13 protein-coding genes, 1 tRNA gene and 1 pseudogene are annotated in these 16,460 nt (G+C 60.6%); 5 read left to right on the top strand and 10 right to left on the bottom strand.

Annotated elements, in window-relative coordinates:
* Positions 1–3: 3 nt before the first annotated feature.
* From cysW to dibA, 5 genes are all read right to left on the bottom strand, one after another.
* Positions 4–876: a sulfate ABC transporter permease subunit CysW gene (cysW, locus tag PSH81_RS01000; protein ID WP_226456682.1), complete on the bottom strand. Its 873-nt coding sequence runs from the start codon at positions 874–876 to the stop codon at positions 4–6.
* Between the two features lie 13 nt (positions 877–889).
* On the bottom strand, positions 890–1,708 hold the full coding sequence (cysT, locus tag PSH81_RS00995; RefSeq protein WP_192298513.1) for a sulfate ABC transporter permease subunit CysT: 819 nt from the start codon (positions 1,706–1,708) through the stop codon (positions 890–892).
* Positions 1,709–1,906: 198 nt separating this feature from the next.
* The gene (locus PSH81_RS00990; RefSeq protein WP_226456681.1) at positions 1,907–2,917 is read right to left on the bottom strand and encodes a sulfate ABC transporter substrate-binding protein; all 1,011 of its coding nucleotides are present in this window, start codon (positions 2,915–2,917) and stop codon (positions 1,907–1,909) included.
* 74 nt (positions 2,918–2,991) lie between these two features.
* A complete protein-coding gene (oscA, locus tag PSH81_RS00985) occupies positions 2,992–3,174 on the bottom strand; it encodes a sulfur starvation response protein OscA (protein ID WP_003170956.1) in 183 nt (60 codons plus the stop codon).
* Positions 3,175–3,491: 317 nt separating this feature from the next.
* On the bottom strand, positions 3,492–5,405 hold the full coding sequence (gene dibA, locus PSH81_RS00980; RefSeq protein WP_226456680.1) for a phosphodiesterase DibA: 1,914 nt from the start codon (positions 5,403–5,405) through the stop codon (positions 3,492–3,494).
* Positions 5,406–5,571: 166 nt separating this feature from the next.
* Here dibA and desA point away from each other — a divergent pair, with 166 nt between their 5' ends.
* Positions 5,572–6,756 (top strand): delta-9 fatty acid desaturase DesA, encoded by a 1,185-nt coding sequence (desA, locus tag PSH81_RS00975; RefSeq protein ID WP_192298516.1) that lies wholly within the window; start codon positions 5,572–5,574, stop codon positions 6,754–6,756.
* Positions 6,757–6,944: 188 nt separating this feature from the next.
* On the top strand, positions 6,945–7,946 hold the full coding sequence (locus tag PSH81_RS00970; protein ID WP_305391853.1) for a sensor domain-containing diguanylate cyclase: 1,002 nt from the start codon (positions 6,945–6,947) through the stop codon (positions 7,944–7,946).
* Between the two features lie 136 nt (positions 7,947–8,082).
* Here the strand turns inward: PSH81_RS00970 and PSH81_RS00965 are convergent, their stop codons facing one another.
* The 5 genes from PSH81_RS00965 to gabD all read right to left on the bottom strand — a co-directional run bounded on the left by PSH81_RS00965 (position 8,083) and on the right by gabD (position 12,934).
* Positions 8,083–9,291, bottom strand: coding sequence for an HDOD domain-containing protein (locus PSH81_RS00965; protein WP_192298518.1), 1,209 nt, complete (start codon positions 9,289–9,291; stop codon positions 8,083–8,085).
* Positions 9,292–9,429: 138 nt separating this feature from the next.
* Entirely contained in the window at positions 9,430–9,588 is a 159-nt protein-coding gene (locus PSH81_RS00960; RefSeq protein ID WP_305391852.1) for a hypothetical protein, read from the bottom strand.
* A 22-nt stretch (positions 9,589–9,610) separates the two neighbouring features.
* Positions 9,611–9,895: a helix-turn-helix transcriptional regulator gene (locus tag PSH81_RS00955; RefSeq protein ID WP_305391851.1), complete on the bottom strand. Its 285-nt coding sequence runs from the start codon at positions 9,893–9,895 to the stop codon at positions 9,611–9,613.
* Between the two features lie 133 nt (positions 9,896–10,028).
* Positions 10,029–11,306 carry a 4-aminobutyrate--2-oxoglutarate transaminase gene (gabT, locus tag PSH81_RS00950; RefSeq protein ID WP_226456673.1) on the bottom strand — a complete coding sequence of 426 codons (1,278 nt, stop codon included), beginning with the start codon at positions 11,304–11,306 and terminating at the stop codon, positions 10,029–10,031.
* 185 nt (positions 11,307–11,491) lie between these two features.
* On the bottom strand, positions 11,492–12,934 hold the full coding sequence (gabD, locus tag PSH81_RS00945) for an NADP-dependent succinate-semialdehyde dehydrogenase (RefSeq protein WP_017734500.1): 1,443 nt from the start codon (positions 12,932–12,934) through the stop codon (positions 11,492–11,494).
* A gap of 371 nt (positions 12,935–13,305) precedes the next feature.
* Here gabD and PSH81_RS00940 point away from each other — a divergent pair.
* The 3 genes and pseudogenes from PSH81_RS00940 to PSH81_RS00930 all read left to right on the top strand — a co-directional run bounded on the left by PSH81_RS00940 (position 13,306) and on the right by PSH81_RS00930 (position 16,436).
* Positions 13,306–13,382: transfer RNA gene (locus PSH81_RS00940), tRNA-Arg, on the top strand.
* A gap of 135 nt (positions 13,383–13,517) precedes the next feature.
* Positions 13,518–15,488: pseudogene (locus PSH81_RS00935) on the top strand (DUF927 domain-containing protein); the annotation flags it as partial.
* Positions 15,489–15,578: 90 nt separating this feature from the next.
* Positions 15,579–16,436, top strand: a complete 858-nt coding sequence (locus PSH81_RS00930) for a hypothetical protein (RefSeq protein ID WP_305391850.1) — start codon at positions 15,579–15,581, stop codon at positions 16,434–16,436.
* Positions 16,437–16,460: the final 24 nt, after the last annotated feature.

Genomic DNA, 16,460 nt, shown 5'->3' with positions numbered 1-16,460 from the left:
GACTTATTCCTCACCGGCACTTTTGCGCAGGCGGTTGATACGGTTCTCGCTCCACTGCTTGAGCAGCAGGATAAAGAGCGCCAGGATCAGCAACAGGCTGGCCACCGCAAACGCGGCAACGTGGTTGTATTCGTTATAGAGAATCTCGACGTGCAGCGGCAGGGTGTTGGTGACGCCGCGAATGTGGCCGGACACCACCGACACCGCGCCGAACTCGCCCATGGCCCGCGCGGTGCACAGCACCACGCCGTAGATCAGGCCCCATTTGATGTTCGGCACGGTAACGTGCCAGAACATCTGCCAGCCGTTCGCACCGAGCAGCCGCGCGGCTTCTTCTTCCTGGGTGCCCTGCTCTTGCATCAGCGGGATCAGTTCACGGGCCACGAACGGCACGGTGACGAAGATGGTCGCGAGCACGATGCCGGGCAAGGCGAACACGATCTGGATGTCATGCTCCTGCAACCACGGGCCAAAGAAGCCCTGGGCGCCGAACATCAGCACGTAGACCAGGCCCGCAATGACCGGCGACACCGAGAACGGCAGGTCGATCAGCGTGACCAGGATGCTCTTGCCACGGAACGAGTACTTGCTCACGCACCACGCGGCGCTGACGCCAAACACCAGGTTGAGCGGCACCGAGATCAATACGGCGATCACGGTGAGTTTCAACGCCGACAGCGCGTCGGGTTCAAGGATCGCGGTGAAGAACGACCCCAGGCCGTTCTTCAGGCCCTGGGTCACCACGATCAACAGCGGCAACAGCAGGAACAGCACAAACACCAGCCAGCCGAGGCCGATCAGGATTCGTCGTGACGTCGCGCTGCCACGGCGGGCGGCGTTGGCCGAAGACGCGGCGGAAATAGACGATTGGGACATGTTCCGCGCCTCCTTATGGACGTTCGATGCGCCGCTGCAACAAGTTGATCAGCAGCAGCAAGACAAAGGAAACCACCAGCATCAACACCCCGATGGAGGTGGCGCCGCGGTAGTCGTATTGGTCGAGCTTGACCATGATCAGCAGCGGCAGGATCTCGGTTTTCATCGGCATGTTGCCGGCGATGAAGATCACCGAGCCGTACTCACCGACGCCACGGGCAAACGCCAGGGCAAAGCCGGTCAGCCAGGCGGGCAGCAATGCCGGCACCAGGATGTAGCGGAACACCTGCAACGGCTTGGCGCCCAGGCAGGCGGCGGCTTCTTCGACTTCGCGGGGGATGTCGGCCAGTACCGGCTGCACCGTGCGCACCACGAACGGCAGCGTGACGAACGTCAGCGCCAGGGTGATGCCCAGGGGGGTGTAGGCGATCTTGAAGCCCAGGTCAGCGGCGAACTGGCCGACGAAGCCGTTCGGCGTGTACAGCGCGGTCAGCGCGATACCGGCGACAGCCGTGGGCAAGGCGAACGGCAGGTCGATCATCGCGTCGATGATCTTGCGGCCGGGGAAGGTGTAGCGCACCAGCACCCAGGCCAGCAGGGTGCCGATCACGCCGTTGATCAGCGCGGCGTACAACGCGGTGCTGAAGCTCAATTGCAACGCCGCCAACACGCGCGGAGCGGAGATGATGTTCCAGAACTGATCCCAGGTGAGTTGGGCGGCGTGTACAAACATCGCCGCCAGGGGGATGAGTACGATCAGGCTGAGGTACACCACGGTGTAGCCCAGCGTCAGCCCGAAGCCGGGTATGACGGGGGAGATACGACGCGACATAAGAGTCCTTGGTTAGCGGGGAAGATACCACTGTAGGAACAAGCCTTCTGTGGGGCTGGCTTTTCGGTGGAAGCTGGGCTTGCCCGCGATGCAGGCACCTCGGTGTGTCAGTCACACCTTGGTGATGCTATCGCAGGCAAGTCAGCTCCCACACAAGCCAGATCTCACAGAAAAGCGGGTTACTACAGGTAGTGTTGCTTACTGCGCCGTGTAGATCTGGTCGAACACGCCACCGTCGTTAAAGAACTTCGGCTGGGCAGTTTTCCAGCCGCCGAAGTCTTTGTCGATAGTCACCAGGTCCAGTTTCGGGAACTGTTGGGCGTATTTGGCGGCGACTTTGGCATCGCGTGGGCGGTAGAAGTTTTTCGCCGCAATCTCCTGGCCAGCCGGGCTGTACAGGTGTTTCAGGTATTCGGTGGCGATCTCGGTGTTACCCTTTTTCTCGGCGTTCTTGTCGACCACGGCAACCGGTGGTTCGGCAAGGATCGACAGGGATGGTACGACGATGTCGAACTTGTCGGCGCCGCCGTCTTCCTTGAGTGCCAGGAAGGCTTCGTTTTCCCAGGCCAGCAACACGTCACCCTGACCGTTGTTGACAAAGGTAATGGTCGAACCGCGAGCGCCGGTGTCCAGCACAGGCACGTGTTTGAACAGCTCTTTCACGTATTCCTGGGCCTTGGCTTCGCTACCGCCGGTTTTCAGGCCGTAGGCCCAGGCGGCGAGGAAGTTCCAGCGGGCGCCGCCGGAGGTTTTCGGGTTCGGGGTGATCACCGACACGTCTTTTTTGATCAGGTCGCCCCAATCCTTGATGCCTTTGGGGTTGCCCTTGCGCACCAGGAACACGATGGTCGAGGTATACGGGGTGCTGGCGTCCGGCAGGCGGGTCTGCCAGTTTTCCGGAAGGGTCTTGCCTAGCTTGGCGATTTCGTCGATGTCACCGGCCAGGGCCAGGGTCACGACGTCGGCACGCAGGCCGTCAATCACGGCGCGGCCTTGCTTGCCCGAACCGCCGTGGGATTGCTGGATCTTCACATTGTCGCCAGGGTGAGCCTGCTTCCAGTAGCTGGTGAACTCAGCGTTGTAGTCCTGGTACAGCTCACGGGTCGGGTCGTACGAGACGTTGAGCAACTCGTAGTCCTTGGCAACGGCGGAACCGGCAAACACGGCGCTGGCCAGGGCGGCCAGGGCATAACGGCGAATCGACGACATAGAAGCTCCTGAAAATTCTGGGTGTTGGCTTTTTCTTATAAGTGCGGGTCTAGCATGCGAATCGCCGTTGCTGCTCAGCTCGGTTTGTTACCCGGGTTCTGCAGGCGGAATTTTTCTTTGCGTTCGATCTGTACCACTTGCGCGTTGTGCACAGTGATTTCCACCGCGCCGAACCGCAGATCGCGCAACGCGCTCTGGATCTCACGCAAAATGGCTGCTTCGTCCTGGCCGTCGACGCTACGTAGAGATGCGCTCATGGTCTCGCTCCTGAAATGAATAGTGCCTCGCAGTGGCGGCACTGCTTGCGGCGTGAGAGCGATAGTAGATAAGCGCAGATATTCTTAAAAATACTATTTAAGAATGTTTATATAACCAGAAAGAATTTTCTGCTGGAGCGTGGGGTTGCGCGGGACTTTCAGGCGTCGACACTGAAATCAAGCCTTGCATAGAGCCAAATGTGGGAGCGGGCTTGCCCGCGAATGCGGTCTGTCAGTGACAGATGTGTTGTCTGATCCACCGCTTTCGCGGGCAAGCCCGCTCCCACACAAGCCCGCGCCCCCAGTTTGAGTGCATTTCAAGTCTGGATCGGGGGGGCGCGTGACCAATCGATTTGGTCAGCCGGCACCGGCCGGCCAAACCAATAGCCCTGCCCCATATCGCAATCCTCGGCCAACAGAAACCGCGCCTGCTCCACCTGTTCGATCCCCTCGGCATGCACTTGCATGCCCATGCTTTTCGCCAAGGCAATCACCACGCGCACGATGGCGGCATCATCCTCATCCCATGGCAACCCAGCGACAAACCCCTGGTCGATCTTGAGCTTCTGCACCGGCAGGCGCTTGAGGCGCAGCAGTGAGGAATAGCCGGTGCCAAAATCGTCGATGGCCAGGCGCAAACCCAGTTCGCGCAGGCGGTGCAGTTGCTCCAGGGCCACTTCGGGGTCTTCCATCACTGCGCTTTCGGTGACTTCCAGCTCCAGATACGCCGGGTCCAGGCCAGTTTCGTGCAGCACTTGGGCGACCTGGTCGTACAGCTCGCGCCGGGCGAACAAGCGGCTGGAAACGTTGACCGCGATAAAGCTCAATGGGACGCCGTCCGCCAACCATTGGCACATCTGGCGGCACGCCTGGTGCAGCACCCAGGCGTCGATGTCGGCGATCAGCCCGGTGCGTTCGGCGATGGGGATGAAATCCCCCGGGGGCACCAGGCCGCGTTCGGGGTGTTCCCAGCGCACCAGCGCTTCGACGCCCACCAGGCGGCTGTCTTGCAGGTTGTGCACGGGCTGGTAGTAGACGCGCAACTCGTGCTGGTCGAGGGCGCGGCGCAACTCGCTGGCGATTTCCACGCGGTTTTGCGCGTGGGCGGTGAGCTCTTCGGTGTACAACGCGTAGCTTTCGCGCCCGGCGCTCTTGGCCTTGAACAGCGCGGAGTCGGCGTTGCGCAGTAGTTGTTCGGCGCTCAGGGCGTCGCTGGGGAACACGCTGATGCCAATGCTGGCGCTGATGAACAACTGGTGGCCGTCGAAGATGAACGGTTGTTTCATCGCATCCAGCATGCGTTGCGCCACGCCGGCGGCTTGCGCGACCTGTGGACAACTTTCCGCCAGCACCGCAAATTCGTCGCCGCCCAGGCGCGCCAGGGTCACACCGGGGCCGAACAGTGCCTTGAGCCGTTCGCCCACCTGTTTCAGCAGTTGATCGCCGACGGCGTGGCCAAGGCTGTCGTTGATGATCTTGAAGTGGTCCAGGTCCAGCAGCAGCAAGGCACAGCCACGCTTGTGCACTTGCGCCGAAGCGAGTGCCTGCTCGGCGCGGTCGGTGAACAGCAGCCGGTTGGGCAGGTCGGTGAGAGGGTCGTGGTGCGCCAGGTGGGCCAGTTCGCGTTCGGAATGCTTGATGGCGCTGATGTCGGAAAATACCGCGACGTAGTGGCTGACATGGCCCTGATCGTCCTGCACGGCGCGGATGGTTTGCCACTGTGGATAAATCTCGCCGCTTTCGCGTCGGTTCCAGATTTCCCCGCTCCATTCGCCGGTGCGCCCCAGGGTATGGAACATCTGTTGGTAAAAACTCGACGAATGGCGCCCGGATTTGAACAGGCTCGGCTGCTGCCCCATCACATCTTCACGCCGGTAGCCGGTGATCTCCATGAAGGCCCGGTTCACGTGCACGATCAGGCCCTTGGCGTCGGTGACCAGCACACCTTCGCGGGTGCAATCGAACACGGCGGCGGCCTGGCGCAGGCGTTCGCGGTTTTCCTTGAGGGGTTGATCCTGCAGGCTGGTGCGGTCGAAGCGCCGGCAGATCAGGTAAATCGCCAAGGCGCTGAGGGCCACCCATACGTAGCCGCGCATCTGCATCCAATGGCTCAACTGGCTCGGTTCATCGAGAAAGTTGATCAATACCTGGCGACTGAGCTGGAGCCAGGCAATGGAAACCAGTAGGTATACCAGCCCTACGCGTAGGGCACCTCGGTATGAAAACAGCATATGCTCAGTAATCCTTACCAAAAAAACAGAATCGTCCTACAACCGATGCGGATTATAGAGTAAGAAACATCCAGTCACTCCTATCTGAAAGGGCGGCTGGTTTTCTCTGTGGGCTTAGTGATAATGCGTGAGCTGTTTTTTTCTTTATCTGAGGGCCATACAGCCTATGTGGTACAACGGTTTTCTTGACTTGTCAGCCTGGCAACTGGTGGCAGTCACTCTGTTGATGACCCACGTGACCATCGTTGGGGTCACCGTCTATCTACACCGTTATTCAGCCCATCGTTCCCTGGAACTCAATGGCGGCCTGAAACACTTCTTCCGCTTCTGGCTGTGGCTGACCACGGCGCAGAACACCCGCGAGTGGACGGCCATCCACCGCAAGCACCACGCCAAATGCGAAACCGTCGATGACCCGCACAGCCCGGTGATCAAGGGCTTGTCCACGGTATTGCGCAAAGGTGCCGAGCTGTACCGCGCCGAAGCGGAAAACCCCGAGACCCTGCGCATCTACGGCAAGAACTGCCCGGACGACTGGATCGAACGCAAACTTTACACCCCCTACCCGCTGCTGGGCGTGGCGATCATGGGCGTGATCGATCTGCTGCTGTTCGGCACCATCGGCATCACCATCTGGGCGATCCAGATGATGTGGATCCCGTTCTGGGCCGCCGGTGTGATCAACGGCCTGGGCCATGCCGTCGGCTATCGCAATTTCGAATGCCGTGATGCGGCGACCAACCTGGTGCCGTGGGGCATCATCGTCGGTGGCGAAGAGCTGCACAACAATCATCACACCTACCCCAACTCCGCCAAGCTGTCGGTGAAGAAGTGGGAGTTCGACCTGGGCTGGGCCTGGATCAAAGTGTTCAGCTTCCTGCGCCTGGCCAAGGTGCAGCGCGTGGCACCGATTGCCCACCGGGTCGAAGGCAAGGGCCACCTGGACATGGACACCGCCATGGCGATCCTCAACAACCGCTTCCAGATCATGGCCCAGTACCGCAAGTTGGTGATCGGCCCGCTGGTCAAGCAAGAGCTGGAAAAGGTCGATCATTCGGTACGCCACCAGTTCCATCGCGCCAAGCGCTTGCTGTCGCGCGAGACCAGCCTGCTGGATGAGCGCCATCACGTGCGCATCCAGAGCATGCTGGAGCACAGCCACGCCCTGACCGTGATCTACGAGAAGCGCCTGGCGCTGCAACAGATCTGGCTCAAGACCAGCAGCAACGGCCACGATATGCTCGCCGCGATCAAGGAATGGGTACACGAGGCAGAGGCCAGCGGCATCCAGTCCCTGCGCGATTTTGCCCACCAGTTGAAGACCTATTCGCTGCGTCCTGCGGCAGCCTGACGGTGCAGTGGGAGGGCCTGCCCTCCCACGTATCGGCTTTTTGGCGTCATTTACCGGGCACCGGCAATCGGTGCTGTTGACGGAACTTCACTGCAATTCCCCTCTCTCAATGAACACTTCGCCATCATGGTGGCCCCTTGTAGTGACCGCTGCTTCATCCTGCGGCGCGCCCAGAGAGAGTTGTGCCGATGGTTCACGAAAAGCCCTATCTGCCCGATACCCCCACCACTGAACCGCCCCTTCCGACGGCGGCGGCAACCCTGCTGGCGCTGGTGCATGCCCAGGGTGAAGTCGAGCGGCTGAGCGAGCGCGAGCAGCTGTTGAGCTCGCTGCTGGTCAGCGTCAACGCCGTGCTGTGGGCCATCGATTGGGAAACGCGCCGCGTGCTGTACGTGAGCCCGGCCTATGAGCGCGTGTTCGGGCGACCCGCCGGATTGCTGCTGGCCGACCATCGGGAATGGCGCAACAGCATTCACCCCGAAGACCTCGACTACGCCGAACACAGCCTGGCCCGCGTGCTGGAACAAGGCACCGTGGAAGACCGCGAATACCGCATCATCACCGCGGACGGGCAGATCCGCTGGCTCAGCGACAAGTGCTACATCAACCAGCAGGTCGAGCCCGGTAAGCCGGTGATCGTGGTCGGCATGGCCGAAGACATAACCGAAAAGAAGCAGTTGGAACTGGAACTGCACCGCCTCGCCACCACCGACGTGCTGACCCAGAGCAGCAACCGCCGGCACTTCTTCGAATGCGCCAACCAGGCGTTCGACAGTGCCTGCGTCCAGGCCGCGCCGCTGGCGTTCCTGCTGCTGGACATCGATGACTTCAAGGACATCAACGACACCTACGGCCACCTGGAGGGCGATCAGGTACTGCGCCGCATCGCCGAGAGCGGTCGCGGGGTATTGCGCCGTGGCGACCTGTTCGGGCGCATTGGCGGCGAAGAATTCGCCGCCGTACTGCCCGGTTGCGCGCCAGAGATGGCGTTGCAGGTGGCCGAGCGCCTGGGCAGGGAGATTCAGGAGTTGAGTTTCAACTATGAAGGCCAGGCATTCAGCGTGACCGTCAGCCAGGGCTTGGCCAGCCTGGACGAACAGGACTCGACCCTGGACAGCCTGTTCGCCCGTGCGGATGCAGCGATGTATGAGGCCAAGCGCCAGGGCAAGAATCGCGTCGTCGCCAGCTAGACACAGATCCAACGGTGAAGCAGATCCAATCTGGGAGCGGGTTTGCCCGCGATGGCGGTGGGTCAGCTAAAAATTTGCTGACTGACACACCCTCATCGCGGGCAAGCCCGCTCCCACATTTGGATCTCACTGTTCTCTAGGCCTTGCGCACCCGCGTCAGCTCCGACAGGCCCATCTTGAGCAACCGCGCGGTCTTGCCATTGGCCAGTGCTTCCAGCCCTTCATGCTCGGTCAGGCGCGCCATCTGCGCCGCCAGGTTGACCACCAGCGCATCCCGCGCATACACCCCACCTTCCAGCGAATAGATCGCCGCGATCAACTGGCGCAGTTCATGGGGCAAGCGCCAACGCGCGCGCAGTGCCGAGCCATAGGCGGCACCGAAGGTGTAGAGCGACTCGCCAATCGCCTCGTCGTCCAATGCCCCGCCACCCTGGCGCCAGTCCTCCAGGCAGCGCAGCAGCGCCAGGTCACCGAGCCGATGCAGCAGGCCGGCGGCATAACAGCGCTCGTGATCGAGTTCCAAAAGGCGCGCCAGGCGTCGGGCGAAGTCGGCGGTGTCCTGGGAAAACTGCCAGTGCCGTTCGGCATACGCCACCAGCCCCGGGTCGCCCAGCACCACGTTGTGCTTGAGGGCCAGGCCGAGAATCAGGTTCATGCTTTGCCCCGCCGCCAGCTTGTGCAACGCCGCCGGCAAGGTCTGTACCGGCGTGCCGTGATGGCCGGCGCTGTTGGCGGCGGCGATCAGCACAGCGGTGATTTGCGGGTCCGTGCGCACCAGGTCTTCCAGGCGCTTGAGATCCAGGCCGTCGGGGCCAAGGCTCTTTTGCACTGCCGCTTTCACATCAACGCGCAGCGGCGCGCCATCGCAGGCGTCGCGACGACGCTCCAGAAACACCGGCAACGTCATGCCCGGCGCCAACGGCGGGATCTCGCAATACACGCTCTCGCCTTCATTGAGCAGCAGGTCCTGCAGGCGCTGGGTCAGGCTTTCCATGTTCAGGGGTTTGGTCAGGTACGCCGTGGGCGCCAGGGGCAAGGCTTCACGCACGCTGGCGGTGTCATTGCGACTGCTCAGCAGAATGAACGGCAGCGCCGGCGTACGGCGCTGCTGACGCACGTGGCGCAGCAGACTCAGGCCATCGACGCCCGGCAGCTCCCAATCGGCCAGGATCAGGTCGTAGGCCTTGTCCCGCAGCAGCGTAGCCGCTTGCAGACCATCGGCACACACGTCCAGCCGTGCGTCACAGCGCACGTTCAACAACACTTGCTTGAGCAGGTCCAGTGACCAGGGGTCTGCTTCAGCGATCAACACTCGGGGTACAGCGGGTAGATCAACAGCCGTCATCCTGCACGCTCCATCGGCAATGCTTGCACCTTAGTCAATGCTGGCGCGTACGTACAATGAACGTGGCTAAAAACCACCAACCCCATTCAAGGCATCGGCTTGAAAACCGGCTTTCGCCTCAGCCCCGTCTTGAGCGAATCATTCAGCGCCATGATGCGCATACTGATCTGCGCCCGACTTAACAATCAGGTCGGAACTGAGCAAGGTTTTGCGACTGCCTGTCAGCTTATCCAGGTCCGGCACCAGCACCTTGGGCTGCACACCCGAGATCCCTGACGCAAAATAGGTATCGACCAAAAACTCGAAAATCCCCTTCGAGCTATCTGCCGAAAGAATCTGCTGCAGCCCAACCTGCGCACGGATCGGCGAGGGATTTAAGGTCTATCCGCTTGTCGACCACTTCCAGCGCCATGCCCAACGCTGAAATGACCCTGAACACGGTATTCATCGCCACATTCTCCCCCGCCTCCAGATCAATGATCGTCTTGCGATTGCAATTGGCCTTTTCAGCCAACTGCTGTTGACTGAAGCCTTTGGCACGGCGTAGTTCTCGTACTCTTGCGCCGAGGGTTGGTGGATTTGTGATCAGCAAAATGTCACCCATATAGGACTTAGCCACATAAAATAAAGAACATGTCCGTTGTAATGGACATTTCCACTGCCTTACGTCAGCTAAATCTGCAGGCAAAAAAAACCCGCCGAAGCGGGTTTTTTCTGTCGATCAAGTCAGCGTCCGCTTACAGCTCGGAGAAGCACTCTTCGATGATCGCCAGGCCTTTGTCCAATTGCTCGTCCGGCGCGGTCAGCGGGACCAGTACGCGCAATACGTTGCCGTAGGTACCGCAGCTCAGCAGGATCAGGCCCTTGTCACGCGCCTTGGCCACCACGGCAGCCACGGCCGCAGCGTTTGGCTTGTGGGTGTCGCCGTTGTCGAACAGCTCGACCGCGATCATCGCGCCCAGGGCACGTACGTCGCCGATCACCGGGTACTTGGCCTGGATGGCTTTCAGGCCAGTGACCAGACGCTCGCCAACGGCCTTGCTGCGGTCCAGCAGGTGCTCTTCTTCGAACACTTCCATGACCGCCAGCGCAGCGGCGCAAGCGATCGGGCTGCCGGCATAGGTGCCGCCCAGGCCGCCTGGGGCGATGGCGTCCATGTATTCAGCCTTGCCGCACACACCGGCCAGGGGGAAGCCACCGGCGATGGATTTGGCGAAGGTGGTCAGGTCGGCAGCAACGCCCATCTGTTCCATGGCGAAGAACGTGCCGGTACGGCCGGCACCGGTTTGCACTTCGTCGGCGATCAGCAGGATGCCGTGCTTGTCGCACAGTTCGCGCAGGCGCTTCATGAAGGATTTTGGCGCGACGTAGAAACCGCCTTCGCCCTGCACCGGCTCGATGATGATGGCCGCGATGTCACGCGGCTCGGCATCGTTCTTGAAGATGCGTTCGATGCTGGCGATGGAATCGTCGTCGCTCACACCGTGCAGTTCGTTCGGGTACAGCGCGCGGAACACGCCGCCTGGCATCAGGCCCATGCCGGCCGAGTACGGCACGACTTTACCCGTCAGGCCCAGGGTCATCATGGTACGGCCGTGGTAGGCGCCGGTGAAGGCGATCACGCCAGCACGGCCAGTGGCGGCACGGGCGATCTTGACGGCGTTTTCAACGGCTTCGGAACCGGTGGTGACCAGCAGGGTTTTCTTGGCGAAATCACCTGGCACCTTGGCGTTCACTTTCTCGCACACTTCCACGTAAGGCTCGTAGGCCAGTACCTGGAAGCAGGTGTGAGTCAGCTTGTTCAGTTGCTCGGTCACGGCAGCGATGATTTTCGGGTGCACGTGGCCGGTGTTCAGCACGGCGATACCGCCGGCGAAATCGATGAACTCGCGACCTTCAACGTCGGTCACGGTGGCATTCTTCGCGGAGTCGGCGAAGATCGGGTGAATCTGGCCAACACCGCGCGGTACAGCGGCTTCGCGGCGTTTCATCAGGGATGCGTTGGTCTTGCTCATAAAGTCCTCATTCGCCACTCATCGGGTGGCGGGGTCCAAGGAATACGTGACGGGGAGGCAACTGCGGCAGCATGCGATGATCGACTGCCACAGCGTTCCCGGCCACTACGAATAACGTCTTGAAACACGCAAAGGGTCAGCGCTCTCGTGCCCTTTGCGTTTGCAGCAATGCCTTGCCGGGCGGGTCAGATGCCCAGGCAGAGGTATTTGATTTCCAGGTAGTCCTCGATCCCGTACTTGGAACCTTCACGGCCCAGGCCGGAGGCCTTGATGCCGCCGAACGGCGCCACTTCGTTGGAGATCAACCCGGTGTTGACGCCAACCATGCCGTATTCCAGGGCTTCGGCCACGCGGAACACACGGCCCAGGTCGCGGGCGTAGAAGTACGAAGCCAGGCCGAATTCGGTGTCGTTGGACATCGCGATCACTTCGGCTTCGTCTTTGAAACGGAACAGCGGCGCCAGCGGGCCGAAGGTTTCTTCCTTCGCCACAGCGGCATTTTTCGGCACGTTGGTGAGGATGGTCGGCTCGAAGAAATTGCCTTCCATGACCTTGCCGCCCGCCAGCAACGTAGCGCCTTTGCTCAGGGCATCGGCGATGTGTTCCTGCACCTTGGCCACAGCCTTTTCGTCGATCAGCGGGCCGGTGGTGGTGCCGTCTTCCAGACCGTTGCCGATCTTCAACTTGGCTACCGCCACTTTGAGTTTTTCGGCGAACGCGTCGTACACCGAATCCTGGATGTACAGGCGGTTGGCGCAGACGCAGGTCTGGCCGTTGTTGCGGTACTTGGAGATGATCGCGCCTTCGACGGCCTTATCCAGGTCGGCGTCGTCAAACACGATGAACGGCGCGTTGCCGCCCAGTTCCAGGGAGACTTTCTTGATGTCCTTGGCGCATTCGGCCATCAGCTGGCGACCGATTTCGGTCGAGCCGGTGAAGGACAATTTACGCACGATCGGGTTGCCGGTCAGCTCGCCGCCGATGTCGCCAGCGCTACCGGTGACCACGCTCAGCACGCCTTTCGGAATACCGGCACGGTGTGCCAGTTCAACCAGGGCCAGGGCCGAGAACGGGGTTTGCGAAGCGGGCTTGATGACCATGGTGCAACCGGCGGCCAGGGCCGGGCCGGCTTTGCGGGTGATCATCGCAGCCGGGAAGTTCCACGGGGTGATGGCAGCGGTCACGCCGATCGGCTGCTTGATCACGATCAGACGCTTGTCGGGCTGGTGGCCGGGAATCACGTCGCCGTAGATGCGCTTGGCTTCTTCAGCGAACCACTCGATAAAGGACGCGGCGTAGACGATTTCGCCCTTGGCTTCGGCCAGCGGCTTGCCTTGTTCGAGGGTCATCAGGCGCGCGAGGTCGTCCTGGTTTTCGATCAGCAGCTCGAACCAACGGCGCAGCTTGTTCGCGCGCTCCTTGGCGGTCAGCGCACGCCAGGCCGGCAAGGCGTTGTCGGCGGCTTCGATGGCGCGGCGGGTTTCCGCGGCGCCCATCTTTGGCACGGTGCCGAGAATCTCGCCCGTGGCCGGGTTGTTGACCTTGATGGTCTGACCGTTGTCCGCATCGACCCAAGCGCCATCGATAAAGGCTTGCTGGCGGAACAACTGGGCATCTTTAAGCTGCATGTCGGCTTTCCTTAACAGCACCGCGCGCACGCGGAGCGAATTAGAGTTGTTGAAAGGCGCCTTGTGGGCTGCCGTCAGGGAAATCAGCCCCAGCGCGCGGACTCAGGTGAAGCGCACGCGGGAGACAGAGCGTTTGAAATCTCAAACGAATCCTAGGATCAATGGGGGTACAGGGCAATAGTCTGTTCGAAAAAAAGAACGAAAACGGCGCTTTTGCCGAAACTTTCGGATCAGCGTGATTGGGCAGGGTTCCACCGCAATGATCGGCGGTGCCCGGCCCAGGGCGTCAGCGCGCGGATTTCCTACGTTCCAGCGGCCAAAAACCAGCATGGACGCCCAAGGGCGACATGGGTATGATGTCGCCCGCACAAGCATCCGTAGCTCAGCTGGATAGAGTACTGCCCTCCGAAGGCAGGGGTCGTGGGTTCGAATCCCGCCGGGTGCACCATATAGCAGTCTCGGGCTGTCTCAGACAGTCTACGAAACGCCCCAAGAAGCCCGCCCTGTGCGGGCTTTCTTGTTTCTGGCTATCCGTCCCTGTCCCCCTCTATAACTTCAACTTCACGCCGTATATGCCCACGTGCTGATTGAGTTGGGTGTCGCGTCAGTAAAACGAATTGTGCTCGAAGTGTTCAAGCCCAAGCCCAGCAACAAACGTGGCAAGCCGACGCTCATCAAGGTGGCAAATGGGCAGGCGGTGACGATGCACGGACGCATTAGCCAAAGGCTGGACCGCTTGGACACATGGCAGAGCTCTCGCGCAAGGGCGAGTTGGCGGTGCCTCTGAGCCAACTTAACTTCAAGAACAGAACGCCAAGGCGCACGCCAAACATCCAGCGAAATCGAAAAATGGTCTGATGCCGGGCGGCTTTCGCTTGAAGCCTGAAGGGGCGTTCTATTCAGGTGATGATGGTGAGGCACGTCCTGTGTGTTCGCCTCTGGGGTTTGCTGTTCGAATTCGACGACCCGGGCGATGCCAAAAAACGCTGGAACATTCCAGTTAGAACGATGACTTCAGCAAGGACGTACTAGGCCCGCTGGTGGACATGGGCTTGCGCCTTGCCGGAAGTCGATCCAAACGTAACGCACGCAACGACCGGCAGGTTATCTCGGCGGCTTCGACAGCGCCCAGCGCACACGTTTGGTAACGCGCTTGAATTGGCACGCCAACGCCTTCCTTCTGCCCGAACAACAGATCAGCTCGTACGCCGAACACCAGCATTTTTATGAAGCCGGGGCGCAGTTGCCTCCGATCAGCAAGACAAGCTCTCTGGAGCAATGGCAGCAACAAATTGGCGCACTGTGTGTTGGAAGTCATCGCTTGGCGTTTGTCGTTTCTGTGCCCTTTGCAGGCCCGTTGCTGAACCTGCTGGGACATGAGTCGGGTGGCTTCCACCTGTATGGCGACAGGTCCGGGGGCAAGACCACTCACCTGCAAGTCACTGCATCGGTTTATGGCGGGCCGCGCTTAGTTCGTTCGTGGCGCTCGACCGATAACGCCCTGGAGTCCATCGCAGCTGCACACTCAGACGGTCTCCTGGTGCTTGATGAAATCGGCATGTGCGATCCGCGCATTATCGGCGAGACGGTCTACATGCTCGGCAACGGCACCGGTAAGGCCCGGGCGAATGATCGAGGACAAGCGGGCCGACAGGTGCAGGAGTGGCGCTTGCTGTTTCTCTCGACGGGCGAGAAGACGTTGGCGCAGCACATGGCAGATGCCAACAAGGAGCTGAAAGCCGGTATGGAGGTGCGCATGCTCGCTGTCCCAGCCGATGCGAGCAAAGGTCTCGGTATGTTCGATGTGCTGAACGGTTTTGAGGATGCTGCTGCCCTCTCCGATGCTCTCAAGGCGCGTGTCGCCAAATACTACGGCACGCCCCTCACCGCCTTCCTGCACGCACTGTGTGCGCCTGGGGAAATGCTCCGGTGGTCGGTGATCGTTCGCCGTACGGTGGAGCAGTTCATCAGCCAAAACCTGCCAGCCTCGGCCAGCGGGCAAGCCCAACGTGCCGCCCTTCGCTTCGGGCTCGCAGCAGCGGCCGGTGAGTTGGCTACCGCCTTCGGCGTCACCGGCTGGCCGGACGGTACAGCCACGACCGCTGCACGGGTGTGCCTGCATGCGTGGCTGGCCGAACGCGGCGGCGCCGGTAACTTCGAGGGCGATGCGATCCTGACGCGACTGCGCCAGGTCATCGAACGCTTTGGCGAAAGCCGCTTTACCCGCTGGGAATCCGCCGCCGCCAAGATCGACGAGCACGGCCCACGCACGATTGATCGGCTGGGCTTTCGCAAGACGATGGAACACGGCATGGGCGATGCCTTGCACACCACCAACACTTACTACGTGCTGCCGGAAGCGTGGCGCTCCGAAATCTTCCGAGGCATGAACCTGAGTGCGGTTAACAAAGAGCTCCTGCGACGAGGCGTCTTAGAGCCTGGAAAGGATGGCAAAGCTTCGACCGCAGTGCGTCTACCGGGGCTGGGCTTGCAGCGCTGCTATGTGGTTGTTGCAGTGCCAGAACAAGGTGATCACGGCGCCCAGGCGGCGTAATAACGGCTGCTTCATGAGGAATGCAGGCTCACCTTGGCCTGGCCTGCCAACGAAAAAAACCAATCAACCTTTCGCCTTTAGGAACGCAACATGAACCAGCTAAAACAGCAACAAGTCGCCTTGATTCAAGAACTGGAAACCCTGGAAGAAAGCCTACCGCAAATGGAGGCTGAGTGGCGCAATGCGCCCAGCGGATTCAGTGCTAATGGCAACGTAATTGGGAGCCCTGAGAAGCGCGAGGCCATGGAGAAGGTTTCAAGCGTCCAGGCCCGCATACGAGCAATTCCAGGTGAGCTCGCATCAATTGATCGGAAGATCCAACATCTGGAACGCTTGGAAAAAATTGGTCAGATTAAAGCTGACGCTATTCGAGCAATGACCGACGCAACCGATGAAGTCGAAGCATTGGAACGAAAAAAATCGCACTTGGATGAGAGGTTTCAGGCAATTCAATCAGAAGCCGATCAAGCCCTAGAAAAGGCGCAACAAGCCGAGCGCGATGCTGCAACGTCCTACGCCAGATGCCTCGCATGCGGTGATGCCGAAGGGGAAAAATCAGCAAGCGGCGAAATGCAAAAGGCCGCTAAGCAGGTGGCAACAACGGACGAGCAGGTCAGGAGGCAAGACCTGATCCTTGGAGCTCTGCAAGTCGAGCTTGATACTCTTGAGGCTCAGATCACGAGTGCTCGCCAACGAGGAGATGAATCCAAGACAGCCGCATTGAACGCGGTGGGGTTTGCATTGGATGAGGAGTGGAACGCGGCGACGGAGCAACTGCTTGCTGTGGGTGCCCGAATACTTGCCGTCAGCTACCTAAAAGGCGGGATGGGCGATGCCTTGTCTAGACTTGAAGTGCCTCGCTTCGGGCCCTTCCATTCGAAGCTTGAGCGCTCGGATTTGGCAGCAGCAGCCCGTAACATCTCCCTAGAGGAGCTAATAGCGGCATGACCCCGAATCAGCCCGCATACGCGG

Origin of the sequence: Pseudomonas sp. FP2335 (assembly GCF_030687535.1) — a bacterium.
GTDB lineage: Bacteria > Pseudomonadota > Gammaproteobacteria > Pseudomonadales > Pseudomonadaceae > Aquipseudomonas.
This window is presented reverse-complemented; position numbering and strand designations above follow the sequence as displayed.

Coding starts and splice junctions, on each gene's coding strand:
- PSH81_RS00990 (WP_226456681.1), bottom strand. CDS start 2,917: ATGTCGTCGATTCGCCGTTATGCCCTGGCCGCCCTGGCCAGCGCCGTG.
- PSH81_RS00970 (WP_305391853.1), top strand. CDS start 6,945: ATGGTTCACGAAAAGCCCTATCTGCCCGATACCCCCACCACTGAACCG.
- desA (WP_192298516.1), top strand. CDS start 5,572: ATGTGGTACAACGGTTTTCTTGACTTGTCAGCCTGGCAACTGGTGGCA.
- PSH81_RS00955 (WP_305391851.1), bottom strand. CDS start 9,895: ATGGGTGACATTTTGCTGATCACAAATCCACCAACCCTCGGCGCAAGA.
- dibA (WP_226456680.1), bottom strand. CDS start 5,405: ATGCTGTTTTCATACCGAGGTGCCCTACGCGTAGGGCTGGTATACCTA.
- PSH81_RS00965 (WP_192298518.1), bottom strand. CDS start 9,291: ATGACGGCTGTTGATCTACCCGCTGTACCCCGAGTGTTGATCGCTGAA.
- PSH81_RS00930 (WP_305391850.1), top strand. CDS start 15,579: ATGAACCAGCTAAAACAGCAACAAGTCGCCTTGATTCAAGAACTGGAA.
- gabD (WP_017734500.1), bottom strand. CDS start 12,934: ATGCAGCTTAAAGATGCCCAGTTGTTCCGCCAGCAAGCCTTTATCGAT.
- cysW (WP_226456682.1), bottom strand. CDS start 876: ATGTCCCAATCGTCTATTTCCGCCGCGTCTTCGGCCAACGCCGCCCGC.
- oscA (WP_003170956.1), bottom strand. CDS start 3,174: ATGAGCGCATCTCTACGTAGCGTCGACGGCCAGGACGAAGCAGCCATT.
- gabT (WP_226456673.1), bottom strand. CDS start 11,306: ATGAGCAAGACCAACGCATCCCTGATGAAACGCCGCGAAGCCGCTGTA.
- cysT (WP_192298513.1), bottom strand. CDS start 1,708: ATGTCGCGTCGTATCTCCCCCGTCATACCCGGCTTCGGGCTGACGCTG.